Genomic DNA, 21,793 nt, shown 5'->3' on the forward strand with positions numbered 1-21,793 from the left:
CTGCTACTCGCCGCCCGCCTGCGAGGACGCGGACTCCGGCGTGGCTCCGGTCGGCTCGGAGGGTCCGGGCTCGACGAAGCTGTAGGGCGGCAGCGGGCCGTTGACCCGTAGCTCGATGTGCGGATGGCTCTTGCGGACCTCGTCGACCGCGGAGAGGAACACCGCGGACGAGTCGCGCTCCACCAGGAACGACAGGTTGGCCAGCCATCCGGTGGACTCGGGGCCCACACTCACGGCGTGCGCGGCGGGCTCCAGAGTGCGGTGCAGTTCCACCGCGTCCTCGGCCTCGCGGGCCTGGAGCGCGGCCACCACCATCTCGCCGAGCTGCAGCTTCTGCTCGTAACTGCCGCCCCCCGCCTGCCGGTTGGCCTCGGCCAGTGCCTGCACCTCGGGGTTGTCGGCCATCACGCGGTGCAGGGCGGCCTGCTCCTCGTGGCTCGCCTTGACGTTGTACTCGACCTTGCCGGCCAGCGTGGCGAGCCGCTCGCGGTAGTGCTCCGCGCGCTCGGCGAGGACGCTCGTGACGGACGCGTCGTCCGGTGCGACGTTGCCGAACCGCATGGGAAGGACCGGGCCCGCCGCGCCTGCCTCGTTCAGCACGTTCTGGTGGGCCAGCAGGTCGTGGCGCTTGGCACGCAGCGACTCGGGCGCCTCACTGACGATCGCCGCCAGGTCGCCTTCCTTGACGATGCGCACGGGGCGAGAGGGCTTGCCCACGCCGTCCATGCCTTCGGGCAGTGCCGGGTGTGAACTCGCGGCGATGCCATAGACGTAGGTGCTCATTCCTGCTCCTCCTTCCTGCGCGCCGACGTGCTCTTGCGGGCGCGCGGACGGGACTCCGTCTGGCTCTCTTCACGGGACTGCTTGAACGCGTCGGAAATGGTCTCGGCGGCACCGGACAGCGCGCCCTTGGACTTGCCACGCGCACCGGACTCGGTCATCTCGCCCACCAGGTCGGGGAGACCGGGGTCCTTGTGCGGCCCCGACTCCAGGTCGAGGCGGTTGCACGCCTCGGCGAAGCGCAGATACGTGTCCACGCTTGCTATGACCACTCGTACGTCGATCTTCAGGATCTCGATGCCGACCAGCGAGACACGCACGAAAGCGTCGATCACGAGGCCACGGTCGAGGACGAGCTCCAGGACGTCGTACAGGCCACTGGTGCCGCCCGATCCACCGGATTGCTGTGCAGGGACAACGGTCATGACGACCGGCCCTCCTTATCTGGGGAGTCTGTTGGAAATTCCGCGGATAACCCGCGCGACGGGTGCGCTACCGGCCGCCGGCCTTCTGGTCGGCGCGACCGCGTTCGTAGCGGCGGACGCGCTTGTAGCCGAGGAGTTCGCCCTGCGGGTCGCACTCCACCTGGTAGCTGGCGAGGAGACTCATCGTGTCCGGAACCCGGGTGAGTTCCAGGACCTCGATCTCCAGCGTCCAGCCGTCCTCGGTCTGCTCGAAGGACGACACGGACTCGGCGACCATCCCGGTCAGCTCCGCGAGCTGGGTGCGTGCGGTGCGCAGCACCTCCATGGGACCCGGGCGGCGCTTCGTCCCGCCGCTATCCGCGTTTTCGGTTGAATTGCGCGAGCTCTGCGAACTCGGCTTTTTCTTCTCTGGATCCGATGATGTGTTCAATATGGCCACCTCTTCTTCACGAGTGGCCCGTAATCCGTTGGCCAAACATCTCTCTTGAGGTGTCCCGGCTCACTGGCCCCACCGGTGCGGAACCTCGGGCTCCGTGCCGCCCGGGTGTGTCGCGTCCACGGTCGGTGGCTCCGTCGGCGGTGCGGGCGCCTGCGGTGTCACGGGCGAAGGGGTCAGGGACGGCCCGTCGACGGAGGGCAGATCCACCGAGGGGCGATCTGTTGAAGGCCGGTCCGCGGACGGGCGGGCCGCGCTCCGCAGCAGGAAGGCCACGACACCGAGTACCACCGCGGTGATCAGCGCGGCCGCCCAGTCGGGCAGCCCCAGGGCAAGCGCGAGGCCGAGGGCGAGCGCGAGCGCGGCGCCCGCGTAGAGGCCGACGGCCCCCGCACCGGCGTACAGCGCGGCCTTGCGGCGCTGCTTGCGCGCCTGCTCCCTCAACTCTTCCCGCACGGCCTCGCGGGCCGCGTGCGTCAGTTCATCGACGAGGCTCTTGTCCAGATGCTCCAAACGGTTCATGGCGCCCGAGTACCCGGCCGTCCGGACGCTTAACTCCCCGCTCCGGCCTGCGTTCACCGTGCCGGGTGGCTTGTTCAAAGGCGTGCCCGATCTGCAGAACCCGTAGGTCGCCGCGGTGCGGCCCGACGATCTGCAGCCCGACGGGCAGTCCGCCCGGAGTGAATCCGGCGGGCACGGACAGGGCGGGGCTGCCGGTCGCGGAGACCAGGTAGGCCGAGCGCATCCAGTCCAGGTAGTCCGCCATGGACACCCCGTCGACCTTGTCCGGATACTCCAAATCCAGGAGGAACGGCGGCACTTGACTGGTCGGCAGGACCAGCGCGTCGTACCGCTCGAAGAACTCCCGCACCCGGTGGAACAGTTGACCGTGCAGCACGGTGGCCCGCTCCAGGTCGACACCGGTGAGTATGGCGCCTTGTCGGATATTCCGGACCAGGCTGTTTTTAATCCGTTTCTCCTCGGTCTTCAGGAGCCCGCCGAGCGCCAGATGGAACTGCCATGCGCGGAAGGTGCGGAACACCTCGTCGGCGCCGGACAGATCGGGGCACGCCTCTTCGACCGTGCACCCGAGGTCGGCGAAGACCGTGGCGGCGGGCGCGAGCACGTCCCTGACCTCGCGGTCGACGGGCACCGCTCCTCCCAGGTCGGGCGACCAGGCGATCCGCAGCCCGCGCACATCCCGTTCCAGCGATCCGCCGAACGCGCTCCCCGGTGTCTCCAGGGCGATCGGCGAGCGCGGGTCGGGCCCGGCGACGACGGACAGCAGCAGAGCGGCGTCGGCGACCGTCCGCGCCATCGGCCCCTGCACCGTCATGGTCGACCAGGGGGCGGTCTCCGGCCAGCTCGGTACCCGGCCCGGCGAGGGGCGCAGACCCACCACGTTGCAGAACGACGCGGGGTTGCGCAGAGAACCGCCCATGTCACTGCCGTCGGCCAGGGGATGCATGCCGCACGCGAGCGCGGCCGCCGCTCCCCCGCTGCTGCCGCCCGCCGACCGCCGGAGGTCGTACGGGTTGCGGGTGGCCCCGAAGAGCGGGTTGACGGTGTGCGAACCGGCCGCGAACTCGGGCACGTTGGTCTTGCCGATGGTGATCGCCCCGGCGGCGCGGATGCGCTCGACGATCAACTCGTCCCGGTTGGGGACGTTGTCGGCGAGGAGCGGTGTCCCATACGTGGTCCGGATGCCGTGTGTGTCGTGGGTGTCCTTGTGGGCGACGGGCAGCCCGTGCAGCGGGCCGAGCGGTTCGCCGTGCGCGGCGGCCTCGTCGGCGGTGCGCGCTTCGTCGAGGGCGCGCTCCGCCACCACGGTCACCACCGCGTTGACGGGACCGTTGGCCTGCTCGATCCGCTCCAGGTGCGCCTGGACGACCTCGCGGGCCGACAGCTCCCGGGCGCGGATCCTGACGGCGAGTTCGCGGGCGGTGAGGTGGACGAGCGGGGCTTCAGGGCTCATTGGGCGACGCCTTCGGCTCGGGGCGGGAGATCACGACGAGGCGGAGCATGCCCACGCCGTCGCGCCACCTCACTCCTACGTTACGTACGTCCTGTACATTTTTTACGGAAGCCTTGGGGAGCATCCGACCCCGGCAGAGGAGAGACATGCCATGAACCGACCGTTCGCCCGCTATGTCCTGCCCGAGTTCACCGAGCGCACGAGCACCGGACAGCGGACCCTCGATCCGTACTCGAAGCTCCTGGAGGAGCGCATCGTCTTCTTGGGGACGCCGATCGACGACACGTCGGCCAACGATGTGATGGCGCAGTTCATGCACCTCGAATACCTGGCGCCCGAGCGCGACATCGCGCTCTACATCAACTCCCCCGGCGGCTCGTTCAGCGCGATGACCGCGATCTACGACACGATCCAGTTCGTCTCCTGCGACGTGGAGACGACCTGCCTGGGGCAGGCCGCGTCGGCGGCGGCGGTCCTGCTGGCCGCGGGCACACCCGGTAAGCGGCACGCGCTGCCCGGCGCCCGGGTCCTCATCCACCAGCCCTCACTCGCCGAGCCGGTGCACGGCCAGGCCTCCGATCTGGCGATCCAGGCCGACGAACTCCTGCGCACCCGCGCCCAACTGGAGAAGCTGCTCGTGCAACACACGGGGCAGAGCGCGGAACGCGTCCGCGACGACATCGAGCGGGACAAGATCCTCAGCGCGACCGAGGCAGTTGACTACGGCCTGGTGGACCGCATCGTCGCGAGCCGCAAGCCGTCCCCGCGCACCAAGGACGCGGGGTGAACCGGCGATGCTGCCACCCGAACTTCCTCCCCTGCCCGCACTCACGCGCGCCGAGGGCGAGTTGATCGACCGGTACCTCGAAGTGGTCGACCTGGTGGGCCGGATCAACCCGGCCCGCGCATCGGACACCTACGGCGGACTGCGCGCCGCCCAGGCCCTGGTCGGCAGCGCGACCGCCCTGCGGGACGCGCTGACGCTCATGCACCAGCGGGGCGAGAGCGCGGTGCACGCGCCGACGTTGGCACGGGCCCTGCGCGTGCTCGACGGGGAGCGGCGGTCCTGCCGGGTCACCGTGCCGCCCGCGACGGCGTCCTGAGCCCCCGTCACCCCCGGTCCGACGCCCGATGCGTCCCGGCCCGATCTCAAACGAACCAAACGGGCTACCTCGTTCGGCGTAGACAATCATCGTTTTTCGGGCTGTCTTCAGTTGCGTCAGATGTGTACGCGTGGGCCGGAATTACTCGTTCCGGTGCTGGTCGCACGATCGCCCTTCACCGCGACCGGACCACGAAACGGACCTTGTCCACCCGAACGGTTCAGCCGTGAGTAGCTTCACAAAAGGCCGTTTCGGCTCGGAATTTGCGCCCTTCACGGGTCAAGATCCCTTTCGACGACAAGCCCCCGCCACAGCGGCGGGGCGGTCCGGGCGGACGCCGAGTCCTGCCGCCGCCCGGATGACCGGTCGACATCGGTGCATCGGCAGGAGTGGAGGACCCAGGCATGACGGGTCGGTCCGGAGAGTCCGGACGCCGGCCCTTGGGGTGAAGCCGCACAGCGCGGCCGGGCAACTTTGTCAGCCCGAATCCGACAGGTCATCCTTCACAGGCGGTTGACGAAGGGTTGCGCATGACCGCGCTGCATCACGTCCCGTCGCTGCTCACCAGGGCCGGTTCGGTATCGGCCCTCACACTCGCCGTCGTAGGCGGGACCATCGTGGCCCCAGGGCTCACGTCGGAGGCAGAGGCCGCGACACACGGGACCAAGGCGCTCAAGATCGCCGCCTCCAAGAAGGGCTCCCCGTACGGCTACGGAGCGACGGGACCGAACCGGTTCGACTGCTCCGGCCTGACCCAGTACTCGTTCAAGCGCGCGGGCAAGAAACTGCCACGCACCGCCGGACAGCAGTACAACAAGACCCGCCACATCTCGGCATCCAATCGCACCCGCGGTGACCTGGTCTTCTTCCACTCCGGCCGGAACGTCTACCACGTCGGGATCTACGCGGGCAAGGGCCGGATCTGGCACGCCCCGAAGTCGAACACCGTGGTGCGGCTCGAGAAGATCTGGACGAAGAGCGTCTCCTACGGGCGGGTGCGCTGATGGCCCGTCACTGATCGCCGGTCACAGGCTCGGCCTGGGGCGGTGGCGGCGGCCCGCACGGCCGCCACCACCGCTCGCCCGACCCTCCGTCAGGCCCTCCGCCAAGCCCTCCGACCGGCGCGCCCGCCAGGCGTGGAGCACGTCGACGCGGATACTCGTGCGCCATGGCCGAAAACAACAGCTCCTCCACCGGGGGCGGACCGTCCCGCAACGAGACGCGCTTCGAACGCGCCGATCGCAATTTCGCGGAGATCCTCCAGGAACTGCGGGTCACGCAGGCCGGGGTGCAGATCCTTTTCGCCTTCCTGCTGACGCTCGCCTTCACCGAGCGCTTCCCCTCGCTCGACACGATGCAGCGCGCCACGTATGTGACCACGCTGCTGCTCGCCGTGCTCGCCGCGGCGTTGTTCACCGCTCCGGCAGCCGTGCACAGGTCGCTGTTCGGGCAGCGGGCCAAGCCGCTGATCGTGCGCGTGTCGTCCCGCCTCGCCGGCATCGGCCTCGGTGTCCTGGTGTTCGCGGTCTCCGGCGCCGTGCTCCTGGTCGTCGACGTGGCGGTGGGCCGAACCGGCGGGATCATCGCCGCCGCGGGCACGATGGTGGTGTGTGCGGGCCTGTGGGGCCTGCTCCCCCTCCTGGTGCGTGGCGCGGCGGACAAGACCGAGGGCCGGGGTGACGACGGCAAGGAATCGGCCACGTCGGACGGCGTCAGGCCAGCAGGGCCTCGGTGAGGAGCACCACGCCGAGGACGCTGAGCGCCGCGCCGGTGCCGCCCTCGATGGCACGGGCCGTACGCGGCCTGCGCAACCACCGCCCGAGCCGGTCGACCAGGACGGCGACGACCGGGAACCACACCAGGGCGAGGGCCACGATGATGGACGCGAGCAGCAGCGTCCTCGGCATCGCGGGGCTGCCCGCGGGCACGAACTGGGGCAGCACGCTGAGGAAGGTGATGGGCGCCTTCGGGTTGAGGGCGTTGGTGAAGAAGCCCTGCCGCAGACTGCCCCCGGCCACCGCCTGCTCCACGCCGTCCCGCGGCCCGAAGTCTTCGAGCGGTCGCGCGGCCGACCGCAGGGCGCGACAGCCGAGGTACAGCACATAAGCCCCGCCCGCGGCCTGCAACGCCCGGAAGAGGGTGGGTACCGCCGCGAGGACCGCCGCGACCCCGGCCACCGCGAGCGCCGTGTGCACCAGGAGCCCGCCCGCCACACCGATCGCGCAGGCGACTCCGGCACGGCGGGAGGTGAGGGCGTTGCGCACCACGACGGCGAAGTCGGCACCCGGCATGGCGACCATGCCCGCGGCGACTCCGGTGAAGGTGACCAATTGTGCGTCCATGGCATCCACCCTGCCGTTCTTCTGCCTTCAGCAGGTATGTGGAATATCCTGAGTCAGCCTTAAGCAGGCGTTTACCCCCACGCCGACGGACCGCCCCACCGCCGCCGGCTCCTGCACCGGGAGCGACCATGTACGACCCGACGCGGCTCGCCGCACTGGTGGCCGTCTCCGAGGCCGGGTCGATCACCCGCGCCGCCGAGCGCCTCGGCTACACCGTGCCCGCCCTCTCCCAGCAGCTGGCCAAGCTCGAACGGGAGGCGGGCACCGCGCTCCTGGTACGGCATCACCGCGGGGCGCGGCTGACCGGTGCGGGTGAGCTGCTGCTCGCGCGGGCGCGCCGGGTCCTGGACGAGATGGAACAGGCCCGGCACGAACTGGCCCGGCTCGCGGGGCTCTCCGGCGGCAGGCTGCGGGTGGGGACGTTCACCACGGCCGGGATCCATCTGGTGCCGCCCGCGCTGACCGCGTTCCGCCGCGCCCATCCGGACGTCGATCTGACGGTCCGGGGCTATGAACCGCCGCTCGGCATCGCGGCCGTGGCGGCGGGCGAGGTCGACCTGGCCCTCACTCATACGTACGAGCCCGCGGATGCGGTGCCGCTGCCCGCGTCCGTGACCGCGGAGCCGATCCTGGTCGAGGAGCTCGTCCTGGTGACCTCCCCCGGGCACGCGCTCGCGAACTCGCCCGCACGGCTGCCCCTGACCGAACTCGCCGGGCAGCCGCTCATCAGCATGGCGCCGACGCATCCGCCCCGGCAGGGCGTGGAGTCCGCGCTGGCGCGGGCCGGCGCGACCCCCTCGGTCCTGGTCGAGACTCCGGGCTACGCGCTGGTGTGCGCGCTGGTCAGCGCCGGGCTCGGCGTCGCCGTCGTACCGGAGATGGTGGCGCGGACCGCTGCCACCCCGGTGGGCGTGCGGCCGTTGGAGCCGGGCACATTGCGCCGCACGATCTCGGTCGTCCACCGCACCGACGCGTCGCATCCGGCGGCGGACACCTTCCGGGCGCTGCTCCGGGGCGCCTTCGGACGCTCAGCGGGGTGAGGGCGAGGCCGAGGGTGCCGTCGCGTCGCCACGGACCGGCGCGGTCCAGGGCAGTGCGATCCAGACCGTCTTGCCTCCCTCGGGAGTGGGTGTGACCGAAAGCCTGCCGCCGCACTCCATGGTCAGCCAGCGGATGATCACCAGGCCACGGCCGTTGTCCTGCTGGACGGCGGCGGGCAGCCGCTTGGGGTAGCGGGGGTGGCTGTCGGTGACGCCGATGCGCAGCTGCTCGTCCCGGTCCAGCTCGATGTCCACCCGGAAGGTGGGCGACTGGCCCCGGGTGTGCTGGACGGCGTTCGTGGCGAGTTCGGAGACGATGAGCCGGACCGTGTCGGCCGCCTCGGCCTCGCCCGGCAGGCCCCACTCGGCAAGAATGCGCGCGACGTATTTCCGGGCCGTGGAGACCGAGGCAGGATCGCTCGGCAGGGTGACGGATGCTTCCTGAAGGTCTGCCATGGCGACGTTGTCCCTTTCCCACCGGGGCTCGGCTCCGACTCGTAGCGGAAGTAACGAGGACAGTCCCGGAATGGTGCTTCGCGCCAGCCTGCCACTCTTGGACCCCTCACCGGTGGCCATCCACCAAGATGTGCATATATCTGTCGCTCGAAGCGGTGAACTCTGCTACGAGAGACCGTATTTGGGCGCGAGGTCGGTGCTTCCTCTACTGTCGCCCCTGAGCGGCCCTGGAAGGCCGAATAGGAACACTCCGTCGGGAAGGAGACGGACATGCGGTACGGTCCCGCGGTGCGCCGCCGGAAACTCGGCGCCGAACTGCGCGCGCTGCGCGCGCACGCCGGGCTCACCAGTGGCCAGGCGGCGGACCGGGTCGGCTGGCATCAGTCGAAGGTCAGCCGGATCGAGACGGGGCGTAGCAGTGTCAAGGCGGCCGACGTAGGACTGCTGCTCGATGCGTACGAGGTGCGGGACCCCCAACTCCGCCAGTTGCTGGTGGCATTGGCGGGCTCGGACGACGACGGTGGTCGCCGCCACTGGTGGCACGCCTATCGCGAGCTGCTGCCGCCCGCCTACCGCGACTTCATCAGTCTGGAGTCACAGGCCTGCCGGATGCGCACCCTGGAGACCACGGTCGTGCCGGGCCTGTTGCAGACACCGGACTACGCGCGTGCGGTGACACGGGCCGCGCTCGACCGACTGCCCGACGAGCAGGTGGACACGCTGGTGGAGGTACGTCTGGCCCGTCAGGACGTACTGCGCACCTCTCCACCGCTGCAACTGAGCGTGATCCTGGACGAGGCGGTACTGCGCAGGCCGGTGGGCGGCAGCCGGGTGCTCGCGGGTCAGTTGAAACGGTTACTGGAAGCGGCACAGTTGCCGCATGTACGACTTCAGGTGCTGCCGTTCGCCGCCGGAGAGCATGTGGGACTCATCGGCTCTTTCGTTGTCTTCTCATTTCCGAACATTGCTGATCTGGATGTGGTTGTTCTCGACCACTTGACGAGTAGCCTCTACCTCGAACGGAAAGAAGACCTCCAGGCATACACGGAGGCCTTCAACTCCCTTCAGGGAAAGGCGCTTTCACCCGAGGAATCAACGGATCACATCGCCGGGATACGTGACGGCGCGTAAGGGGGCACCATGACTGCACTGCCTCGGCACGTACCTTCCAGCACATCTCTGCACGGCGCACAGTGGTACCGCAGCAGCCGCAGCAACGGCATGAACAACTGCGTGGAGACAGCCTCGCTCGCTTCAGGGCCGAAGCAGGGGCTGCTCGCCGTGCGCGACTCGAAGAACACGGCAGGGCCCGCTCTGCTCTTCTCGCCCACGACATGGGAGGCCTTCGTCCACGGCCTCCGGTGACTACCGGGGTGCGGCGCGGCTGATCACTCGTACGGCATCGGCGATCTGTGCGTCGGTGAGATCCGCACGGGCGGTCAGCCGCAGCCGCGAGATGCCGTCGGGCACCGACGGCGGACGGAAGCAGCCGACGGCCAGGCCCGCGCCCCGGCAGTCGGCGGCCCAGCGCACGGCAGCGTCCGGCGAGGGGGCCCGCACGGAGACGACGGCGGCGTCCGGTCGTACCGCCGAGAGACCTTCCGCCGTGAGGCGTTCATGCAGCTCGGCCGCCACCGCGCGCGCCCGCGCAGCGCGCTCCGGCTCCCTGCTCAGCAGCCGCAGGGCCGCGAGGGCCGCACCCGCGGCGGCGGGAGCGAGCCCCGTGTCGAAGATGAAGGTCCGGGCCGCGTTGACCAGATGGTCGATGACCTTCGCGGGCCCGAGGACTGCGCCACCCTGGCTGCCGAAGGACTTCGACAGGGTGACCGTGGCCACCGTGTGGGCCGTGCCCGCGAGGCCGGCCGCCTGCGGGGCGCCTCGCCCGCCGTCGCCGAGCACACCGAGGCCGTGCGCGTCGTCGACGACGAGACCTGCCCCGAACTCCTGGCAAACGGAACTGAGTTCGGACAGTGAAGCCGCGTCACCGTCGACCGAGAAGACCGTGTCCGAGACGACGATCGCGGGCCCCGTGTGGCCGTCCAGCGTCTTGCGCACCGCTTCGGGATCGGCGTGCGGCACCACCTGTGTCGTGCCGCGCGCCAGGCGGCAGCCGTCGATCAGCGAGGCGTGGTTGCCGGCGTCCGAGACGATCAGCGACCCGTGCGGGGCGAGGGCGGTCACGGCGGCGAGGTTCGCGGCGTATCCGGAGGACAGGACCAGGGCCGCCTCGAAGCCGCAGAACTCGGCGAGCTCGCGCTCCAGTTCCGCGTGCAGTTCGGTGGAGCCGGTCACCAGACGCGAACCGGTGGCTCCGCCGCCCCAGCGCCGGGCCGCCTGCGCCGCGCCCTCGGTGATCTCGGGATGCCTGGCCAGACCCAGGTAGTCGTTGCTCGCCAGGTCGAGGAGGCCACCGGCGTCGGCGGGCCGGGGGCGCAGGGTGCGGACGAGGCCGGCCCTCGCACGGAGGCTCGCCTGCTCGTCGATCCAGTCGAACGGCGAGCTCGCCATGGGGTCCCCTCCGAGGTGTGAGCACTGGCCGGTTTGTAGACAGTGCACAGACCCTAGCCGCCCGGCCACCGGGCCAGGATGTGGCAATACCCACACCTCTCAGCGTTTCTGTTGTGCGAAGTCTCCTTGGAAACCGATGCTCTCGTACGTAAGGATCAGCGCCATGGATCTGCTGAACACGCTGGTGGACAAGGGGCTTCGGCGCGAGCTGCCGACCCGTGAAGAGGCGCTGGCCGTGCTGGCCACCTCCGACGACGAGCTTCTGGACGTGGTTTCCGCCGCCGGGAAGGTACGGCGGCAGTGGTTCGGGCGCCGGGTGAAACTCAACTATCTGGTCAATCTCAAGTCGGGGCTCTGCCCGGAGGACTGCTCGTACTGTTCGCAGCGCCTCGGCTCGACGGCCGGCATCCTCAAGTACACCTGGCTCAAGCCCGACGAGGCCTCGCAGGCCGCCGCTGCCGGTGTCGCGGGTGGCGCCAAGCGGGTCTGCCTGGTCGCCAGCGGGCGCGGTCCGACCGACCGTGACGTCGACCGGGTCTCGCAGACCATCGAGGCGATCAAGGAGCAGAACAACGGCGTCGAGGTGTGCGCGTGCCTCGGACTGCTCTCCGCGGGCCAGGCGGACAAACTGCGCACGGCGGGCGCGGACGCGTACAACCACAATCTCAACACGTCCGAGGCGACGTACGGCGAGATCACCACGACCCACACGTACGCCGACCGCGTGGACACCGTGCAGCAGGCGCAGGCAGCGGGGCTCTCCGCCTGTTCGGGTCTGATCGCGGGCATGGGCGAGAGCGACGAGGACCTGGTGGACGTGGTCTACGCCCTTCGCGACCTCGACCCCGACTCCGTCCCGGTCAACTTCCTGATCCCCTTCGAGGGCACCCCGCTCGCCAAGGAGTGGAACCTCACCCCGCAGCGCTGCCTGCGCATTCTCGCCATGGTCCGCTTCGTCTGCCCCGACGTGGAGGTCCGCATCGCGGGCGGCCGCGAGGTGCATCTGCGCACGATGCAGCCCCTGGCGCTGCACCTCGCCAACTCGATCTTCCTGGGCGACTATCTGACCAGCGAGGGCCAGGCCGGCAAGACCGACCTGGAGATGATCGCGGACGCCGGGTTCGAGGTCGAGGGCACGGACACGGTGACGCTCCCTGAGCACCGCGCGGACGCGTTGACGGCCGCGGGGTGCGGGTCGCACGGGGACGGCGGGGGCGGCTGCGGGCCGTGCGGCTCGTCCGAGCCCGCGCCGGTCGAGGCCGCGGAGGGTGAGACGTCCGAGGCGCGCACGGACCTGGTGGCGGTACGCCGCCGGGGCGCGGGGACGGATCTGGCGCCCAATGCCTGACTTCTCCGCGCCCCGACCGCTCGACGTTCCCCAGTTGCTCGACCTCGACCGGCGCCATGTGTGGCATCCGTACGGCCCGATGCCCGGCCGTCAGGAGCCGCTGGTCGTCGAGTCGGCGAGCGGTGTGCGGCTGCGGCTCGCGGGCGACGGGGGCGAGTTGGTCGACGGGATGTCGTCCTGGTGGTCGGCGATCCACGGCTACAACCACCCCGTGCTCAACGACGCGGTGCGCGGGCAGCTGGACCGGATGAGCCACGTCATGTTCGGCGGGCTCACGCATGAGCCCGCCGTCCGCCTTGCGAAGCGTCTTGTCGACATATCGCCGGAGGGCCTGGAGCACGTCTTCCTCGCGGACTCCGGTTCGGTGTCGGTCGAGGTCGCGGTCAAGATGTGCCTTCAGCACTGGCGCTCGCTCGGGCGTCCGGCCAAGCGGCGGATGCTGACCTGGCGCGGCGGTTACCACGGGGACACCTGGCAGCCCATGTCGGTGTGCGACCCCGAGGGCGGCATGCACGAGCTGTGGCAGGGGGCGCTGCCCGAGCAGGTGTTCGCGGACGCGCCGCCCACGGGCTTCGACGCGTACGACGAGGAGTACGCCGAGCACCTGCGGGAGATGATCGGGCGTCACGCCGACGAGCTCGCCGCCGTGATCGTGGAGCCGGTGGTGCAGGGCGCGGGCGGGATGCGGTTCCACTCCCCCGCTTATCTGCGGGTGCTGCGGGAGGCCTGCGACGAGCACGACGTGCTGCTCGTGTTCGACGAGATCGCCACGGGGTTCGGCCGCACGGGCGAGCTGTTCGCCGCGGACCACGCGGGCGTCACGCCCGATGTGATGTGCCTGGGCAAGGCGCTGACCGGCGGCTATCTGACGCTGGCCGCGACGCTGTGCACCTCGCGGGTCGCGGACGGCATCTCTCAGGGCGAGGTGCCGGTCCTGGCCCACGGCCCCACGTTCATGGGCAATCCGCTGGCCACGGCGGTGGCCGGCGCCTCGATCGAGCTGCTGCTGGGGCAGGACTGGCGGACCGAGGTCAAGCGCATCGAGACGGGCCTGCGCGGCACGCTCGCCGAGGCGGCGGCTCTGCCGGGCGTCCGTGACGTACGCGTGCTCGGTGCGATCGGCGTCGTGCAGCTTGACCACGACGTGGACATGGCGGCGGCGACCCGCGCCGCGACGCGCGAAGGGGTGTGGGTGCGGCCGTTCCGCGACCTCATCTACACGATGCCGCCGTTCATCACGAGCGACGACGACGTGGCACGGATCGGGCGCGCGGTGTGCGCGGCGGCGAAGGAGGGCTGAGATGACGGTCATCGTGGTGTCCGGGACGGGTACCGAGATCGGCAAGACGGTGACGACGGCGGCGGTGGCCGCCCTCGCGCTGGCTGCGGGGCGCAGCGTCGCGATGCTCAAGCCCGCGCAGACGGGGGTGGCTCCCGGCGAGCCGGGCGATGCGCAGGAGGTGAAGCGGCTGGCGGGTGACGCGGTCACGACCCTCGAACTCGCCCGCTTCCCCGAGCCGTTGGCGCCGAACACCGCCGCGCGGCGGGCGGGCATGGAGCCGGTGCGCCCGCACGAAATTGCCGAGGCGGCGCAGAAATTGTCGACGGAGCATGACCTGGTCCTGATCGAGGGCGCGGGCGGTCTGCTCGTGCGCTACGACGACGAGGGCGCCACCCTGGCCGATGCCGCGCGCCTCCTCTCCGCTCCGGTCCTGGTGGTCGCCTCGGCGGGTCTCGGCACGCTGAACTCGACGGCGCTCACGGCGGAGGCCCTTCGAGCCCGGGGCCTGACCCCCTTGGGCGTAACGATCGGCAGCTGGCCCACCGCACCGGACCTGGCATCGCGCTGCAATCTCGCGGACCTGCCCCGGTCAGCGAACGCACCGCTGCTCGGCGCGGTACCGCAGGGCGCGGGCACCCTCACCCACCCCAACTTCCGCACGCACGCGGCTGATTGGCTGGCGCCACAACTGGGCGGCCGTTGGAACGCGGAAACGTTCACCGAACGGGAGGCGCCGCGGGGGGTGGAGGTTACGGGCTGAGCCCCGGGCGGCATACGGCCGCCGCGCGGGTGACGGCCCGGCGCCACCACGCGTACTGCGTGGGGAAAACCGTCCGTGCCGGGGCACCATTGCGGTAACCGCTCGTCCCGTCGAGGAGGGCCCATGTCACCGCGTTTCGCCAAAGCCGCGTCCCGGGACGCGGTGCACCACCCCGTCTTCGCCCGGTTCTACGCCCGGCAGAGCGTGGCCGCCGAGCGCGTCATCGCCACGTACCGCAAGGAGCTGCTCGCCGGGCTCTCCGGGCGGGTGATCGAGGTCGGTGCGGGCAACGGCCTGAACTTCGCGCACTATCCGGCGGCGGTATCCGAGGTCGTGGCGATCGAACCGGAGCGCGTCCTGCGGCAGTTGGCCGCGTCCGCGGCCGTGCGCGCCGACGTACCGGTCGACGTCGTCCCCGGCGCCGCCGAAGCGCTGCCCGTCAAGAGCGAGGCCTTCGACGGCGCCGTGGCCTCGCTCGTGCTGTGCAGCGTGCGTGACGTACCCCGTGCGCTCGGCGAGCTGCGGCGCGTCCTGCGGCCGGGCGGCGAGCTGCGGTTCTTCGAGCACGGCGTGGCTCCGGGCGGCGCGATGGCGGCCACGCAGCGCTTCCTGGACCGCACGCTCTGGCCGCCTCTCTTCGGCGGCTGCCATGTGGCACGCGACCCCCTCGCGGCCCTGCGCGCCGCGGGCTTCGAGATCGGCACGTACCGGCGGCTGTTGGTGCCCCCGAAGGGCCCGCGGCTGCCCACCTCCTACTGCGTGCTCGGCACGGCACGACGGCCGGAGAGCGACTGACCCAATCCCCCACGCCGGGAAGGCCGGGACGGCAGGCCTCAGATCAGCTGCGTGAGGTTGACCGCGTTGCCGTCCGGGTCCTTGATGTGCGCGACGCGCTGACCCCACGGCATGTCGTTGGCCGGCCCCAGCGTCTCACCGCCGAGGGTGTCCACCCGCTCCAGGAGGTCGTCCACGGCCTCCACCGCCACGCTCAGGAGAATGCGCTGCGGCGTGTCGAGCGGCACGCTCGTGTCCGAGACGACGCCGAACACCGAGTCGCCGATGCGCAGGTCCACGAAGAACGCGGGCCCCTCATCCGGAGTCCTCGACACCTCCACGGCCCCGAGCAGCTCCTGGTAGAAACGCAGCAGGCGGTCGAGATCCGGGGTGATGATCATCGGCTGGATGGCGGCAGGCATGAGCGTCCTCCTGGAGTGCGGCTCTCTCCCGCCGAACCTATCCTCGCCGCATGATCAATGGCGCGCACCTCATCATCTACAGCAACGACGCCGTGATGTGCGACGACGTGGAGGTGACGGTACGGGAACTGACCGCCGCAGGCGTGAAGTTCACCCAGCCGGTCACCGACGCGGGCTGGGGACTGCTCACCCGCTTCAAACTGCCGGGCGGCGGCGAGGTCGGCCTGTACGAGCCACGGCACCCGCGGGCCTGCGACCTGTGAGACCCCGCCGTGCGGTGACTCGCCCGGAGGCTAGCGGCGCCACTTCCGCAGTTCGTCCGCGACGGCCCGCACGCTCGCCCCGTCCTCCTTCACCAGGCGGGCCAGCTCGCGCACCTGCTCGGGCGAGGTGACCACCTTCACGCCGCTGGCGACCAGATAGGCGTAGGCGACGGAAGAGGCGAAGAGGGCGTTGGAGCGTTCCAGGGCCGGGATGTGCAGGAGGACCTGGAGCAGCGCGGCGGCCCGGTCGTGCGGGCCTTCGTAGACGGGCACGCCGAAGATCTCGGCCTCGTGCCGGCTGACGGCGGCGACCAGGGCGCCCCAGTCGGTGACCTGCGGGTCTCCGGGCATCTTGTGTTCGGCGATCATCAACAGCCAGGCAAGATCGATTCTGAGGTTCAAGGGCTCAGCGACGACCCTCGCGCTCAGCACCGAACTCCTCGGCGAAGACGGATTCGTACTGCTTCATGAAGTCGGCGGCGGCCTCGACGAAGGTGTGGCCGACCTCGCCGGCGTCCTGTTTGACCAGTTCCTCGATGTAGCGGTTCACGCTCATCCCGCGGGCCAGCGCCCGCTCGCGCGCGGCGCGGGCCGTGCCTTCGTCCACCCGCACGTTCAGCTGGGTCTTCGCCATGCTTTCAAGCTAGCGCCGCTGCGCTAGCACCGGCAAGAGGGCGCGGAAGCGCGCGGGGGCGCACACGAGGAGCCCGTCCAGTGCCCCTTACATACGTCTCCGGTTCACGACCTTGGAGGGATACCGGCGCCCGCCCCGACCCTCTACTCTCGGCTGGATTAAGGGAGTTGGAGCGGCCACGACCCAGGAGGCGGCCTTGTCCACACCTGCTTCGGCATCGACCAGAGGCCTCGCGGAGCCCAGCGAGGTCGCCGCACGGGCACGCGGTCTGACCAAGGCGTACGGCTCCGGGGAGACCACCGTGCTCGCCCTCGACGCGGTCGACGTGGACATCGCACGCGGTCGGTTCACGGCCGTCATGGGCCCCTCCGGTTCGGGGAAGTCCACGCTCATGCATCTGCTCGCCGGGCTCGACACGGTCTCCGCCGGCCAGGTGTGGCTCGGCGACACGGAGATCACCGGGCTCAGGGAACGGGAGCTGACGCAGCTGCGGCGGGACCGCATCGGCTTCATGTTCCAGTCCTTCAACCTCATCCCCACCCTGAACGCCGTCGAGAACATCACGCTGCCCATGGACATCGCGGGCCAACGTCCCGACCGCGCGTGGCTCGACCACGTCATCGAGACGCTCGGGCTGCGCGACCGCCTCAAGCACCGGCCCGCCCAGCTCTCCGGCGGCCAGCAGCAGCGCGTGGCGTGCGCGCGGGCGCTCGCCTCGCGCCCGGAGCTGATCTTCGCGGACGAACCGACCGGCAACCTCGACTCGCGCGCGGGCCTCGAAGTGCTGGGCTTCCTGCGCGAGGCCGTCGACAAGCTGGAGCAGACCGTCGTGATGGTGACCCACGACCCCGGCGCCGCCGCCCACGCCGACCTGGTGCTCTTCCTCGCGGACGGCCGCATCGTCGACGACATGCCGCGCCCGTCCGCGGAGTCGGTCCTCGAACGGCTCAAACGGTTCGACGTGATGCACGAACCAAAGAGCCGTCCCGGGGCCGACAGCGCGCCGGACCGGGACTGAGGCGGCCCGCGGCCATGCTGAAGGCGACGCTCAGAAGCTTCCTCGCGCACAAGGGCCGGCTGCTGCTCTCCGCGCTCGCCGTGCTTCTCTCGGTGGCGTTCGTCGCGGGCAGCCTGATCTTCTCGGACACGGTGGCCCGCACCTTCGACCGGCTCTTCGCCTCGACGTCCGCCGATGTGACCGTCGAGCCGAAGGAGGACCTCGACGAGGCGGTGCCCTCGGGGCGGACACCGACGATCCCCGCGAAACTCGCCGACCGCGTCGCCGGGGTCGATGGGGTCGCCCGGACCCGTCTGGACGCGGCCGTCGAGAACATCACGGTCGTCGACAGCGGGAACGATCCGGTCGGCCCCACCTCCGGCGCCCCGACCGTCGCCACGAACTGGTACGTCTCCGACCGCAGCCCGGTCGAGCTGACCTCCGGGCACGCTCCGCGCGGCAAGGACCAGGCGCTGCTCGACGCGGACACGGCCGACAAGAAGGACGTGCGGATCGGCGACACCCTCACGGTGCTCGCCGCGCCGGGCTCGTTCAAGGTCGAGGTCGTCGGCATCGTCACCTTCACCACCACCAACCCCGGTGCGGCCCTGCTCTTCCTGGACACCCCGACCGCCCAGCGCGAACTCCTGGGCGACAAGGACGCGGCCACGGGCCTCTCCGTGGACGCCGCCGCCGGCGTGAGCGACACCGAACTCAAGCGCCGTATCACCGCCGAACTCGGCTCGGGATACGACCTGAAGACCGCCGACGAACAGGCCGAATCCGCGGCCTCCGAACTCGGCGGCTTCCTCGACGTCATCAAGTACGTGATGCTCGGCTTCGCCGGTATCGCCGTCCTGGTCGGCATCTTCCTGATCGTCAACACCTTCTCGATGCTGATCGCCCAGCGCACCCGCGAACTGGGCCTGCTGCGCGCGCTCGGCGCCGACCGCAGACAGGTCCGCCGCTCCGTGCTCACCGAGGCCGTCCTGCTCGGCGCGGTCGGCTCCACGCTCGGCCTCGCGGCGGGCATCGGCCTCGCGGCGGGGCTCATCGAGCTGATGAGCGCCTTCGGGATGAACCTGAAGTCCACCGAGATGGTCATCGGGTGGGGAACTCCCGTCGCCTCGTACGTCGTCGGGGTCGGCGTCACGTTCGTCGCGGCGTATCTCCCGGCTCGGCGTGCGGCGCAGGTGTCGCCGATGGCCGCGCTCGCCGACGCCGAAATCGCGGGCGTGGGACGTCCGTTGAAGATCCGCGCCACGGTCGGCTCGGTCGTCGGGGCGGCGGGCACCGCCGCGCTGGTGGGCTGTGCCACCGCGGAGCAGACCTCATCGGCAGCCTCCTTGCTCGGTCTCGGTCTCGTCCTCACCCTGATCGCCACCGTCATCGCGGGACCGCTTCTCGTCCGGCCCGTGATCCGGGTGCTCGGTGGCGCGTTCCCCGCCCTGTTCGGCTCGGTCGGCCGGATGAGCCAGCGCAACGCGCTGCGCAACCCGCGCCGTACGGGCGCCACGGCCGCCGCGCTGATGGTGGGCCTCGCCCTGGTGAGCGGCATGTCGGTGGCGAGCGCGTCGATGACCAAGTCGTTCGACGAACAGATCGACAAGACGCTGGGCGCCGACTTCGTCGTACAGAACAGCAACTTCATGCCCTTCTCGCAGGAGATCACCGAGAAGGTGAAGGACACCGAGGGCGCCGGGCTCGTCGTGCGCCAGCGGTTCACGCCCGTGAAGGTGTCCATGCCTGACGGCAAGAGCGTGGAGACGACCGCGGCGGGCTACGACCCGCGCCTCGACGACGTCGCCCGCGTCACGTACGTCGACGGCGGCACCTCACGGGCCCTGGCGCCCGGAAGCATCGCCATGCAGCGGGACTTCGCGCGGGAACACAACGCCCGGGTGGGCTCCGAGCTGCCCGTGGAGTTCCCCGGCGGACGCAAGACGGAGCTGACGGTGGGTGCGCTCACCGACCAGCCCGGATCGGAAGGGTTCGGCATCGAGGGCGGCATCTTCCTCGGCATGGAGACGGTCGACGAGTTCGTGCCGGGCGGTCAGGACTCCGCGCTGTATGTGAACGCGGCCTCGGGCACGGAGGCCGACACGCTGCGCGACCGGCTGGAGAAGACGCTCGACCCGTATCCGCAGGTGCAGGTCCGCGACCAGGCCGACTACAAGGAACTGATCCGCGAGCAGATCGCCGTGATGCTCTACCTCGTCTACGCGCTGCTCGGCCTGGCGATCATCATCGCCGTCCTCGGCGTGGTCAACACCCTTGCCCTTTCGGTCGTGGAGCGCACCCGCGAGATCGGTCTGCTGCGCGCCATCGGTCTCGCCAGGCGGCAGTTGCGCAGGATGATCCGCCTGGAGTCGGTGGTGATCGCGGTGTTCGGCGCGCTGCTCGGGCTCGCGCTCGGTCTGGTGTGGGGCGTCGCGGCGCAGCAGGTGCTCGCGCTGCAGGGCATGACGGCGTTCGCGATCCCCTGGACGACGGTGATCGCGGTGCTGATCGGCTCGGTGGTCGTCGGACTCGCCGCGGCCCTGCTCCCCGCGCTGCGCGCGTCGCGCATGAATGTGCTGGCGGCCATCGCGCACGAGTGAGGGCCCGCTGCCGCTGTGGCCACGCGGCCTGTGCCTACTTGGCCGCGAAGCCGAACATCATGATCTCCTTCTTGTCCGATGAGTACTGGCCGAGCAGATCGGAGCTGACGAACAGCTTGTTGCGGTAAAAGCGCAGTTCGGAGATCAGGGGCGAGAGCGCGGCCGACCCGGTGCCCGCGAGAAGCACCGTCTCCTTCTTCAGGTTCCTGCCGTCGAGGGAGACGACCTGCGGTTTGAAGCCACTCTTGTACACGAGCACGTTCCCGCCGTCCATGCGGATCGGGAAGATCGGGGAGCTGTCGCCCCCCTCCACCCTCTCCCCCGTGGTCCTGCCGGTGGCCAGGGAGAAGACCACGATGTCGTTCACCGACGAGAACTCCTTCGCCCCTTCGCGTTTCTCGGTGGCGACGTAGAGCTTGCCGTTGCCCGCCGCGATGGCCCGGCAGTCCTCGACGACGTGGACCCTGCCGCAGTTGTGCAGGTACTTGCCGTCCGTCAGGGCGATCCTCGTACGCCGGTTGCCCTTCTCGTCGAGGGGGAAGACGTCCGTGGCTCCGGACGAGGTGATCTCACCGGAGTCGAGGGCGACGACCACCGGCTTGGTCGAGACCAGGTTCGGGCTGCGGACGCCCGCCGGCAGCTTGTGGGTCCACTTCGACTTTCCCGTGGCCGGGTCGAGGAGCTGTACCTGGAAGCGCTCGGAGCCGTAGTCACCGCAGGAGCGGACCGCCACGAGCCGCTCGCCGCCCCCGTACCCGACGTCGCGGCACTCCTCCCCCTGCTTCGGCTCCCACCGGACCTCGCCGCTGCGCAGGTCGAAGGCCGCGCCGCCGTAGAGGCCTCCGACAGCGACCGTGTCGCCGCTGATGGTGACCTGGTCGAACTCCGTCTTCTTCTTCTCGTAGCCGATGGTGATCGACTTGGTCCAGAGCTTGTCACCGGTGTCCACGTCGAAGGCCGTCACCTCGGTGCACGCGTCCTTGAAGCCCCTGTCGTCGTGCACTTTCGCCCCCGTGACGACGACGGCGATGTTGCCCTTTCCGAGGTTCGGGGAGCCCGCACACGACTGCCCCGGCTTCGGCAGGCGCCAGAGCCCCTTCCCCGACGTGGCGTCGACGCCGACGATCGCCTCGACCGAGGACTTCGCGTACACCTTGTCGGTGAGCCAGGACCCCTGCGTCCTCCAAGTCGTCTCCCCCTTGGGCAACTTGGGCTGCAATGCCTTGGTCGTGAAGAAGGCCTTGGGGTCCTTCGGTGCCTTCTCCTCGGGCTTCTCGTACTCGGGCTTCGCGCCGTCGCCGCCCGGCTTGGCCGCCGTCTTGTCCTTCGAGCCGTCGCCCGCCGATGTGGCGTACCAGACGCCGCCGCCGACGATCAGGGCGAGCGCGGCGACGACGGAGACGACGATCGCGGTACGCCGACCTCGCCGTCCGCCGCCCGAGCCGGGTGGCCGGCCGGACGCCGGTATCGGCTGGTAGACCTGATGCGGGCCGAAGCCGCTGGGCGGCGGGGCGACCGGCGGGCCGAAGCTGCCTTGCGGAGGCGGTCCGAAGGCGCCCTGCGGAGGCAATGGGCCCTGCGGCTGCTGCGGGGACTGTTCGGGGGGCGGCTGCGTCATCGTGTCTCCACTGCTGGCAAGGATCTGGGG

The 21,793-nt window shown here is 70.4% G+C and carries 26 protein-coding genes and 1 riboswitch; of the genes, 14 read left to right on the forward strand and 12 right to left on the reverse strand.

All coding sequences use genetic code 11. The annotated features are described in order from the left end of the window. Positions 1–3: 3 nt before the first annotated feature. The 5 genes from ACIBCK_RS24430 to ACIBCK_RS24450 form a co-directional block, all read right to left on the reverse strand. Positions 4–783 (reverse strand): GvpL/GvpF family gas vesicle protein, encoded by a 780-nt coding sequence (locus ACIBCK_RS24430; RefSeq protein ID WP_399393473.1) that lies wholly within the window; start codon positions 781–783, stop codon positions 4–6. Then, positions 780–1,205, reverse strand: coding sequence for a gas vesicle structural protein GvpA (locus ACIBCK_RS24435; RefSeq protein ID WP_399393475.1), 426 nt, complete (start codon positions 1,203–1,205; stop codon positions 780–782). Before ACIBCK_RS24435 ends, ACIBCK_RS24430 begins: the two co-directional genes overlap by 4 nt. 67 nt (positions 1,206–1,272) lie before the next feature. After that, positions 1,273–1,638, reverse strand: a complete 366-nt coding sequence (locus tag ACIBCK_RS24440; protein WP_399393933.1) for a gas vesicle protein — start codon at positions 1,636–1,638, stop codon at positions 1,273–1,275. A gap of 66 nt (positions 1,639–1,704) precedes the next feature. Beyond that, positions 1,705–2,163, reverse strand: coding sequence for a phage holin family protein (locus ACIBCK_RS24445; RefSeq protein WP_399393476.1), 459 nt, complete (start codon positions 2,161–2,163; stop codon positions 1,705–1,707). Further along, positions 2,123–3,616, reverse strand: coding sequence for an amidase (locus ACIBCK_RS24450; protein ID WP_399393478.1), 1,494 nt, complete (start codon positions 3,614–3,616; stop codon positions 2,123–2,125). Before ACIBCK_RS24450 ends, ACIBCK_RS24445 begins: the two co-directional genes overlap by 41 nt. A gap of 151 nt (positions 3,617–3,767) precedes the next feature. On the opposite strand from ACIBCK_RS24450, the gene ACIBCK_RS24455 reads away from it, so the two are divergent. From ACIBCK_RS24455 to ACIBCK_RS24470, 4 genes are all read left to right on the forward strand, one after another. Continuing rightward, the gene (locus ACIBCK_RS24455; RefSeq protein WP_399393480.1) at positions 3,768–4,403 is read left to right on the forward strand and encodes an ATP-dependent Clp protease proteolytic subunit; all 636 of its coding nucleotides are present in this window, start codon (positions 3,768–3,770) and stop codon (positions 4,401–4,403) included. Positions 4,404–4,410: 7 nt separating this feature from the next. After that, positions 4,411–4,719: a hypothetical protein gene (locus tag ACIBCK_RS24460; protein ID WP_399393482.1), complete on the forward strand. Its 309-nt coding sequence runs from the start codon at positions 4,411–4,413 to the stop codon at positions 4,717–4,719. A gap of 354 nt (positions 4,720–5,073) precedes the next feature. Further along, positions 5,074–5,246: riboswitch (cyclic di-AMP (ydaO/yuaA leader) on the forward strand. A 3-nt stretch (positions 5,247–5,249) separates the two neighbouring features. Continuing rightward, positions 5,250–5,723, forward strand: a complete 474-nt coding sequence (locus ACIBCK_RS24465) for a C40 family peptidase (RefSeq protein ID WP_399393484.1) — start codon at positions 5,250–5,252, stop codon at positions 5,721–5,723. Between the two features lie 164 nt (positions 5,724–5,887). Continuing rightward, positions 5,888–6,454 carry a DUF6328 family protein gene (locus ACIBCK_RS24470; RefSeq protein ID WP_399393485.1) on the forward strand — a complete coding sequence of 189 codons (567 nt, stop codon included), beginning with the start codon at positions 5,888–5,890 and terminating at the stop codon, positions 6,452–6,454. On the opposite strand, the gene ACIBCK_RS24475 is transcribed toward ACIBCK_RS24470, so the two are convergent. After that, the gene (locus ACIBCK_RS24475) at positions 6,432–7,061 is read right to left on the reverse strand and encodes a LysE family translocator (RefSeq protein ID WP_399393487.1); all 630 of its coding nucleotides are present in this window, start codon (positions 7,059–7,061) and stop codon (positions 6,432–6,434) included. The genes ACIBCK_RS24470 and ACIBCK_RS24475 overlap by 23 nt on opposite strands. 128 nt (positions 7,062–7,189) lie before the next feature. On the opposite strand from ACIBCK_RS24475, the gene ACIBCK_RS24480 reads away from it, so the two are divergent. Continuing rightward, complete coding sequence (locus ACIBCK_RS24480; RefSeq protein ID WP_399393489.1) at positions 7,190–8,101, forward strand: LysR family transcriptional regulator; 912 nt, start codon at positions 7,190–7,192, stop codon at positions 8,099–8,101. Here ACIBCK_RS24480 and ACIBCK_RS24485 read toward each other — a convergent pair. Continuing rightward, a complete protein-coding gene (locus ACIBCK_RS24485) occupies positions 8,090–8,557 on the reverse strand; it encodes an ATP-binding protein (RefSeq protein WP_399393491.1) in 468 nt (155 codons plus the stop codon). The genes ACIBCK_RS24480 and ACIBCK_RS24485 overlap by 12 nt on opposite strands. A 270-nt stretch (positions 8,558–8,827) precedes the next feature. Here ACIBCK_RS24485 and ACIBCK_RS24490 point away from each other — a divergent pair, with 270 nt between their 5' ends. Both ACIBCK_RS24490 and ACIBCK_RS24495 read left to right on the forward strand, forming a co-directional pair. Continuing rightward, entirely contained in the window at positions 8,828–9,688 is an 861-nt protein-coding gene (locus ACIBCK_RS24490) for a helix-turn-helix domain-containing protein (protein WP_399393492.1), read from the forward strand. A 9-nt stretch (positions 9,689–9,697) separates the two neighbouring features. Continuing rightward, on the forward strand, positions 9,698–9,922 hold the full coding sequence (locus tag ACIBCK_RS24495) for a DUF397 domain-containing protein (RefSeq protein ID WP_399393494.1): 225 nt from the start codon (positions 9,698–9,700) through the stop codon (positions 9,920–9,922). Here the strand turns inward: ACIBCK_RS24495 and ACIBCK_RS24500 are convergent, their stop codons facing one another. Continuing rightward, a complete protein-coding gene (locus tag ACIBCK_RS24500) occupies positions 9,923–11,065 on the reverse strand; it encodes an 8-amino-7-oxononanoate synthase (protein ID WP_399393497.1) in 1,143 nt (380 codons plus the stop codon). It lies immediately after the preceding gene. A 163-nt stretch (positions 11,066–11,228) separates the two neighbouring features. On the opposite strand from ACIBCK_RS24500, the gene bioB reads away from it, so the two are divergent. The 4 genes from bioB (at position 11,229) to ACIBCK_RS24520 (ending at position 15,250) form a co-directional block, all read left to right on the forward strand. Beyond that, on the forward strand, positions 11,229–12,413 hold the full coding sequence (gene bioB / locus ACIBCK_RS24505) for a biotin synthase BioB (protein ID WP_399393499.1): 1,185 nt from the start codon (positions 11,229–11,231) through the stop codon (positions 12,411–12,413). Further along, positions 12,406–13,713 (forward strand): adenosylmethionine--8-amino-7-oxononanoate transaminase, encoded by a 1,308-nt coding sequence (locus tag ACIBCK_RS24510; RefSeq protein ID WP_399393501.1) that lies wholly within the window; start codon positions 12,406–12,408, stop codon positions 13,711–13,713. The genes bioB and ACIBCK_RS24510 overlap by 8 nt, the downstream gene beginning before the upstream one ends. Before the next feature lies 1 nt (position 13,714). Further along, positions 13,715–14,455 (forward strand): dethiobiotin synthase, encoded by a 741-nt coding sequence (gene bioD, locus ACIBCK_RS24515; RefSeq protein ID WP_399393503.1) that lies wholly within the window; start codon positions 13,715–13,717, stop codon positions 14,453–14,455. A 123-nt stretch (positions 14,456–14,578) separates the two neighbouring features. Then, positions 14,579–15,250: a class I SAM-dependent methyltransferase gene (locus ACIBCK_RS24520; RefSeq protein WP_399393505.1), complete on the forward strand. Its 672-nt coding sequence runs from the start codon at positions 14,579–14,581 to the stop codon at positions 15,248–15,250. Positions 15,251–15,288: 38 nt separating this feature from the next. Here ACIBCK_RS24520 and ACIBCK_RS24525 read toward each other — a convergent pair whose 3' ends face one another. Then, a complete protein-coding gene (locus tag ACIBCK_RS24525) occupies positions 15,289–15,651 on the reverse strand; it encodes a VOC family protein (protein ID WP_399393507.1) in 363 nt (120 codons plus the stop codon). A 50-nt stretch (positions 15,652–15,701) separates the two neighbouring features. Between ACIBCK_RS24525 and ACIBCK_RS24530 the strand changes: the two genes are divergently transcribed. Further along, positions 15,702–15,914 carry a VOC family protein gene (locus tag ACIBCK_RS24530; RefSeq protein WP_399393509.1) on the forward strand — a complete coding sequence of 71 codons (213 nt, stop codon included), beginning with the start codon at positions 15,702–15,704 and terminating at the stop codon, positions 15,912–15,914. Between the two features lie 30 nt (positions 15,915–15,944). Here ACIBCK_RS24530 and ACIBCK_RS24535 read toward each other — a convergent pair whose 3' ends face one another. Together ACIBCK_RS24535 and ACIBCK_RS24540 are read right to left on the reverse strand one after the other, a co-directional pair. Beyond that, complete coding sequence (locus tag ACIBCK_RS24535; protein WP_399393511.1) at positions 15,945–16,316, reverse strand: fic family toxin-antitoxin system, toxin component; 372 nt, start codon at positions 16,314–16,316, stop codon at positions 15,945–15,947. A gap of 4 nt (positions 16,317–16,320) precedes the next feature. After that, entirely contained in the window at positions 16,321–16,548 is a 228-nt protein-coding gene (locus ACIBCK_RS24540) for an antitoxin (protein WP_344526843.1), read from the reverse strand. 196 nt (positions 16,549–16,744) lie between these two features. Here ACIBCK_RS24540 and ACIBCK_RS24545 point away from each other — a divergent pair, with 196 nt between their 5' ends. Beyond that, positions 16,745–17,566, forward strand: coding sequence for an ABC transporter ATP-binding protein (locus ACIBCK_RS24545; RefSeq protein WP_399393513.1), 822 nt, complete (start codon positions 16,745–16,747; stop codon positions 17,564–17,566). Positions 17,567–17,580: 14 nt separating this feature from the next. Next, positions 17,581–20,145, forward strand: coding sequence for an ABC transporter permease (locus tag ACIBCK_RS24550; protein ID WP_399393515.1), 2,565 nt, complete (start codon positions 17,581–17,583; stop codon positions 20,143–20,145). Positions 20,146–20,179: 34 nt separating this feature from the next. Here the strand turns inward: ACIBCK_RS24550 and ACIBCK_RS24555 are convergent, their stop codons facing one another. Then, complete coding sequence (locus ACIBCK_RS24555) at positions 20,180–21,763, reverse strand: PQQ-binding-like beta-propeller repeat protein (RefSeq protein WP_399393516.1); 1,584 nt, start codon at positions 21,761–21,763, stop codon at positions 20,180–20,182. Positions 21,764–21,793: the final 30 nt, after the last annotated feature.

The sequence above is a fragment of the Streptomyces sp. NPDC051218 genome (assembly GCF_044455475.1).
Classification (GTDB): Bacteria; Actinomycetota; Actinomycetes; order Streptomycetales; family Streptomycetaceae; genus Streptomyces.

Excerpts from the sequence above, each read along its gene's own strand:
- ACIBCK_RS24430 (WP_399393473.1), bottom strand. The coding sequence starts at position 783 with ATGAGCACCTACGTCTATGGCATCGCCGCGAGTTCACACCCGGCACTG.
- ACIBCK_RS24435 (WP_399393475.1), bottom strand. The coding sequence starts at position 1,205 with ATGACCGTTGTCCCTGCACAGCAATCCGGTGGATCGGGCGGCACCAGT.
- ACIBCK_RS24445 (WP_399393476.1), bottom strand. The coding sequence starts at position 2,163 with ATGAACCGTTTGGAGCATCTGGACAAGAGCCTCGTCGATGAACTGACG.
- ACIBCK_RS24450 (WP_399393478.1), bottom strand. The coding sequence starts at position 3,616 with ATGAGCCCTGAAGCCCCGCTCGTCCACCTCACCGCCCGCGAACTCGCC.
- ACIBCK_RS24455 (WP_399393480.1), top strand. The coding sequence starts at position 3,768 with ATGAACCGACCGTTCGCCCGCTATGTCCTGCCCGAGTTCACCGAGCGC.
- ACIBCK_RS24460 (WP_399393482.1), top strand. The coding sequence starts at position 4,411 with ATGCTGCCACCCGAACTTCCTCCCCTGCCCGCACTCACGCGCGCCGAG.
- ACIBCK_RS24465 (WP_399393484.1), top strand. The coding sequence starts at position 5,250 with ATGACCGCGCTGCATCACGTCCCGTCGCTGCTCACCAGGGCCGGTTCG.
- ACIBCK_RS24470 (WP_399393485.1), top strand. The coding sequence starts at position 5,888 with ATGGCCGAAAACAACAGCTCCTCCACCGGGGGCGGACCGTCCCGCAAC.
- ACIBCK_RS24475 (WP_399393487.1), bottom strand. The coding sequence starts at position 7,061 with ATGGACGCACAATTGGTCACCTTCACCGGAGTCGCCGCGGGCATGGTC.
- ACIBCK_RS24480 (WP_399393489.1), top strand. The coding sequence starts at position 7,190 with ATGTACGACCCGACGCGGCTCGCCGCACTGGTGGCCGTCTCCGAGGCC.
- ACIBCK_RS24485 (WP_399393491.1), bottom strand. The coding sequence starts at position 8,557 with ATGGCAGACCTTCAGGAAGCATCCGTCACCCTGCCGAGCGATCCTGCC.
- ACIBCK_RS24490 (WP_399393492.1), top strand. The coding sequence starts at position 8,828 with ATGCGGTACGGTCCCGCGGTGCGCCGCCGGAAACTCGGCGCCGAACTG.
- ACIBCK_RS24495 (WP_399393494.1), top strand. The coding sequence starts at position 9,698 with ATGACTGCACTGCCTCGGCACGTACCTTCCAGCACATCTCTGCACGGC.
- ACIBCK_RS24500 (WP_399393497.1), bottom strand. The coding sequence starts at position 11,065 with ATGGCGAGCTCGCCGTTCGACTGGATCGACGAGCAGGCGAGCCTCCGT.
- bioB (WP_399393499.1), top strand. The coding sequence starts at position 11,229 with ATGGATCTGCTGAACACGCTGGTGGACAAGGGGCTTCGGCGCGAGCTG.
- ACIBCK_RS24510 (WP_399393501.1), top strand. The coding sequence starts at position 12,406 with ATGCCTGACTTCTCCGCGCCCCGACCGCTCGACGTTCCCCAGTTGCTC.
- bioD (WP_399393503.1), top strand. The coding sequence starts at position 13,715 with ATGACGGTCATCGTGGTGTCCGGGACGGGTACCGAGATCGGCAAGACG.
- ACIBCK_RS24520 (WP_399393505.1), top strand. The coding sequence starts at position 14,579 with ATGTCACCGCGTTTCGCCAAAGCCGCGTCCCGGGACGCGGTGCACCAC.
- ACIBCK_RS24525 (WP_399393507.1), bottom strand. The coding sequence starts at position 15,651 with ATGCCTGCCGCCATCCAGCCGATGATCATCACCCCGGATCTCGACCGC.
- ACIBCK_RS24530 (WP_399393509.1), top strand. The coding sequence starts at position 15,702 with ATGATCAATGGCGCGCACCTCATCATCTACAGCAACGACGCCGTGATG.
- ACIBCK_RS24540 (WP_344526843.1), bottom strand. The coding sequence starts at position 16,548 with ATGGCGAAGACCCAGCTGAACGTGCGGGTGGACGAAGGCACGGCCCGC.
- ACIBCK_RS24550 (WP_399393515.1), top strand. The coding sequence starts at position 17,581 with ATGCTGAAGGCGACGCTCAGAAGCTTCCTCGCGCACAAGGGCCGGCTG.
- ACIBCK_RS24555 (WP_399393516.1), bottom strand. The coding sequence starts at position 21,763 with ATGACGCAGCCGCCCCCCGAACAGTCCCCGCAGCAGCCGCAGGGCCCA.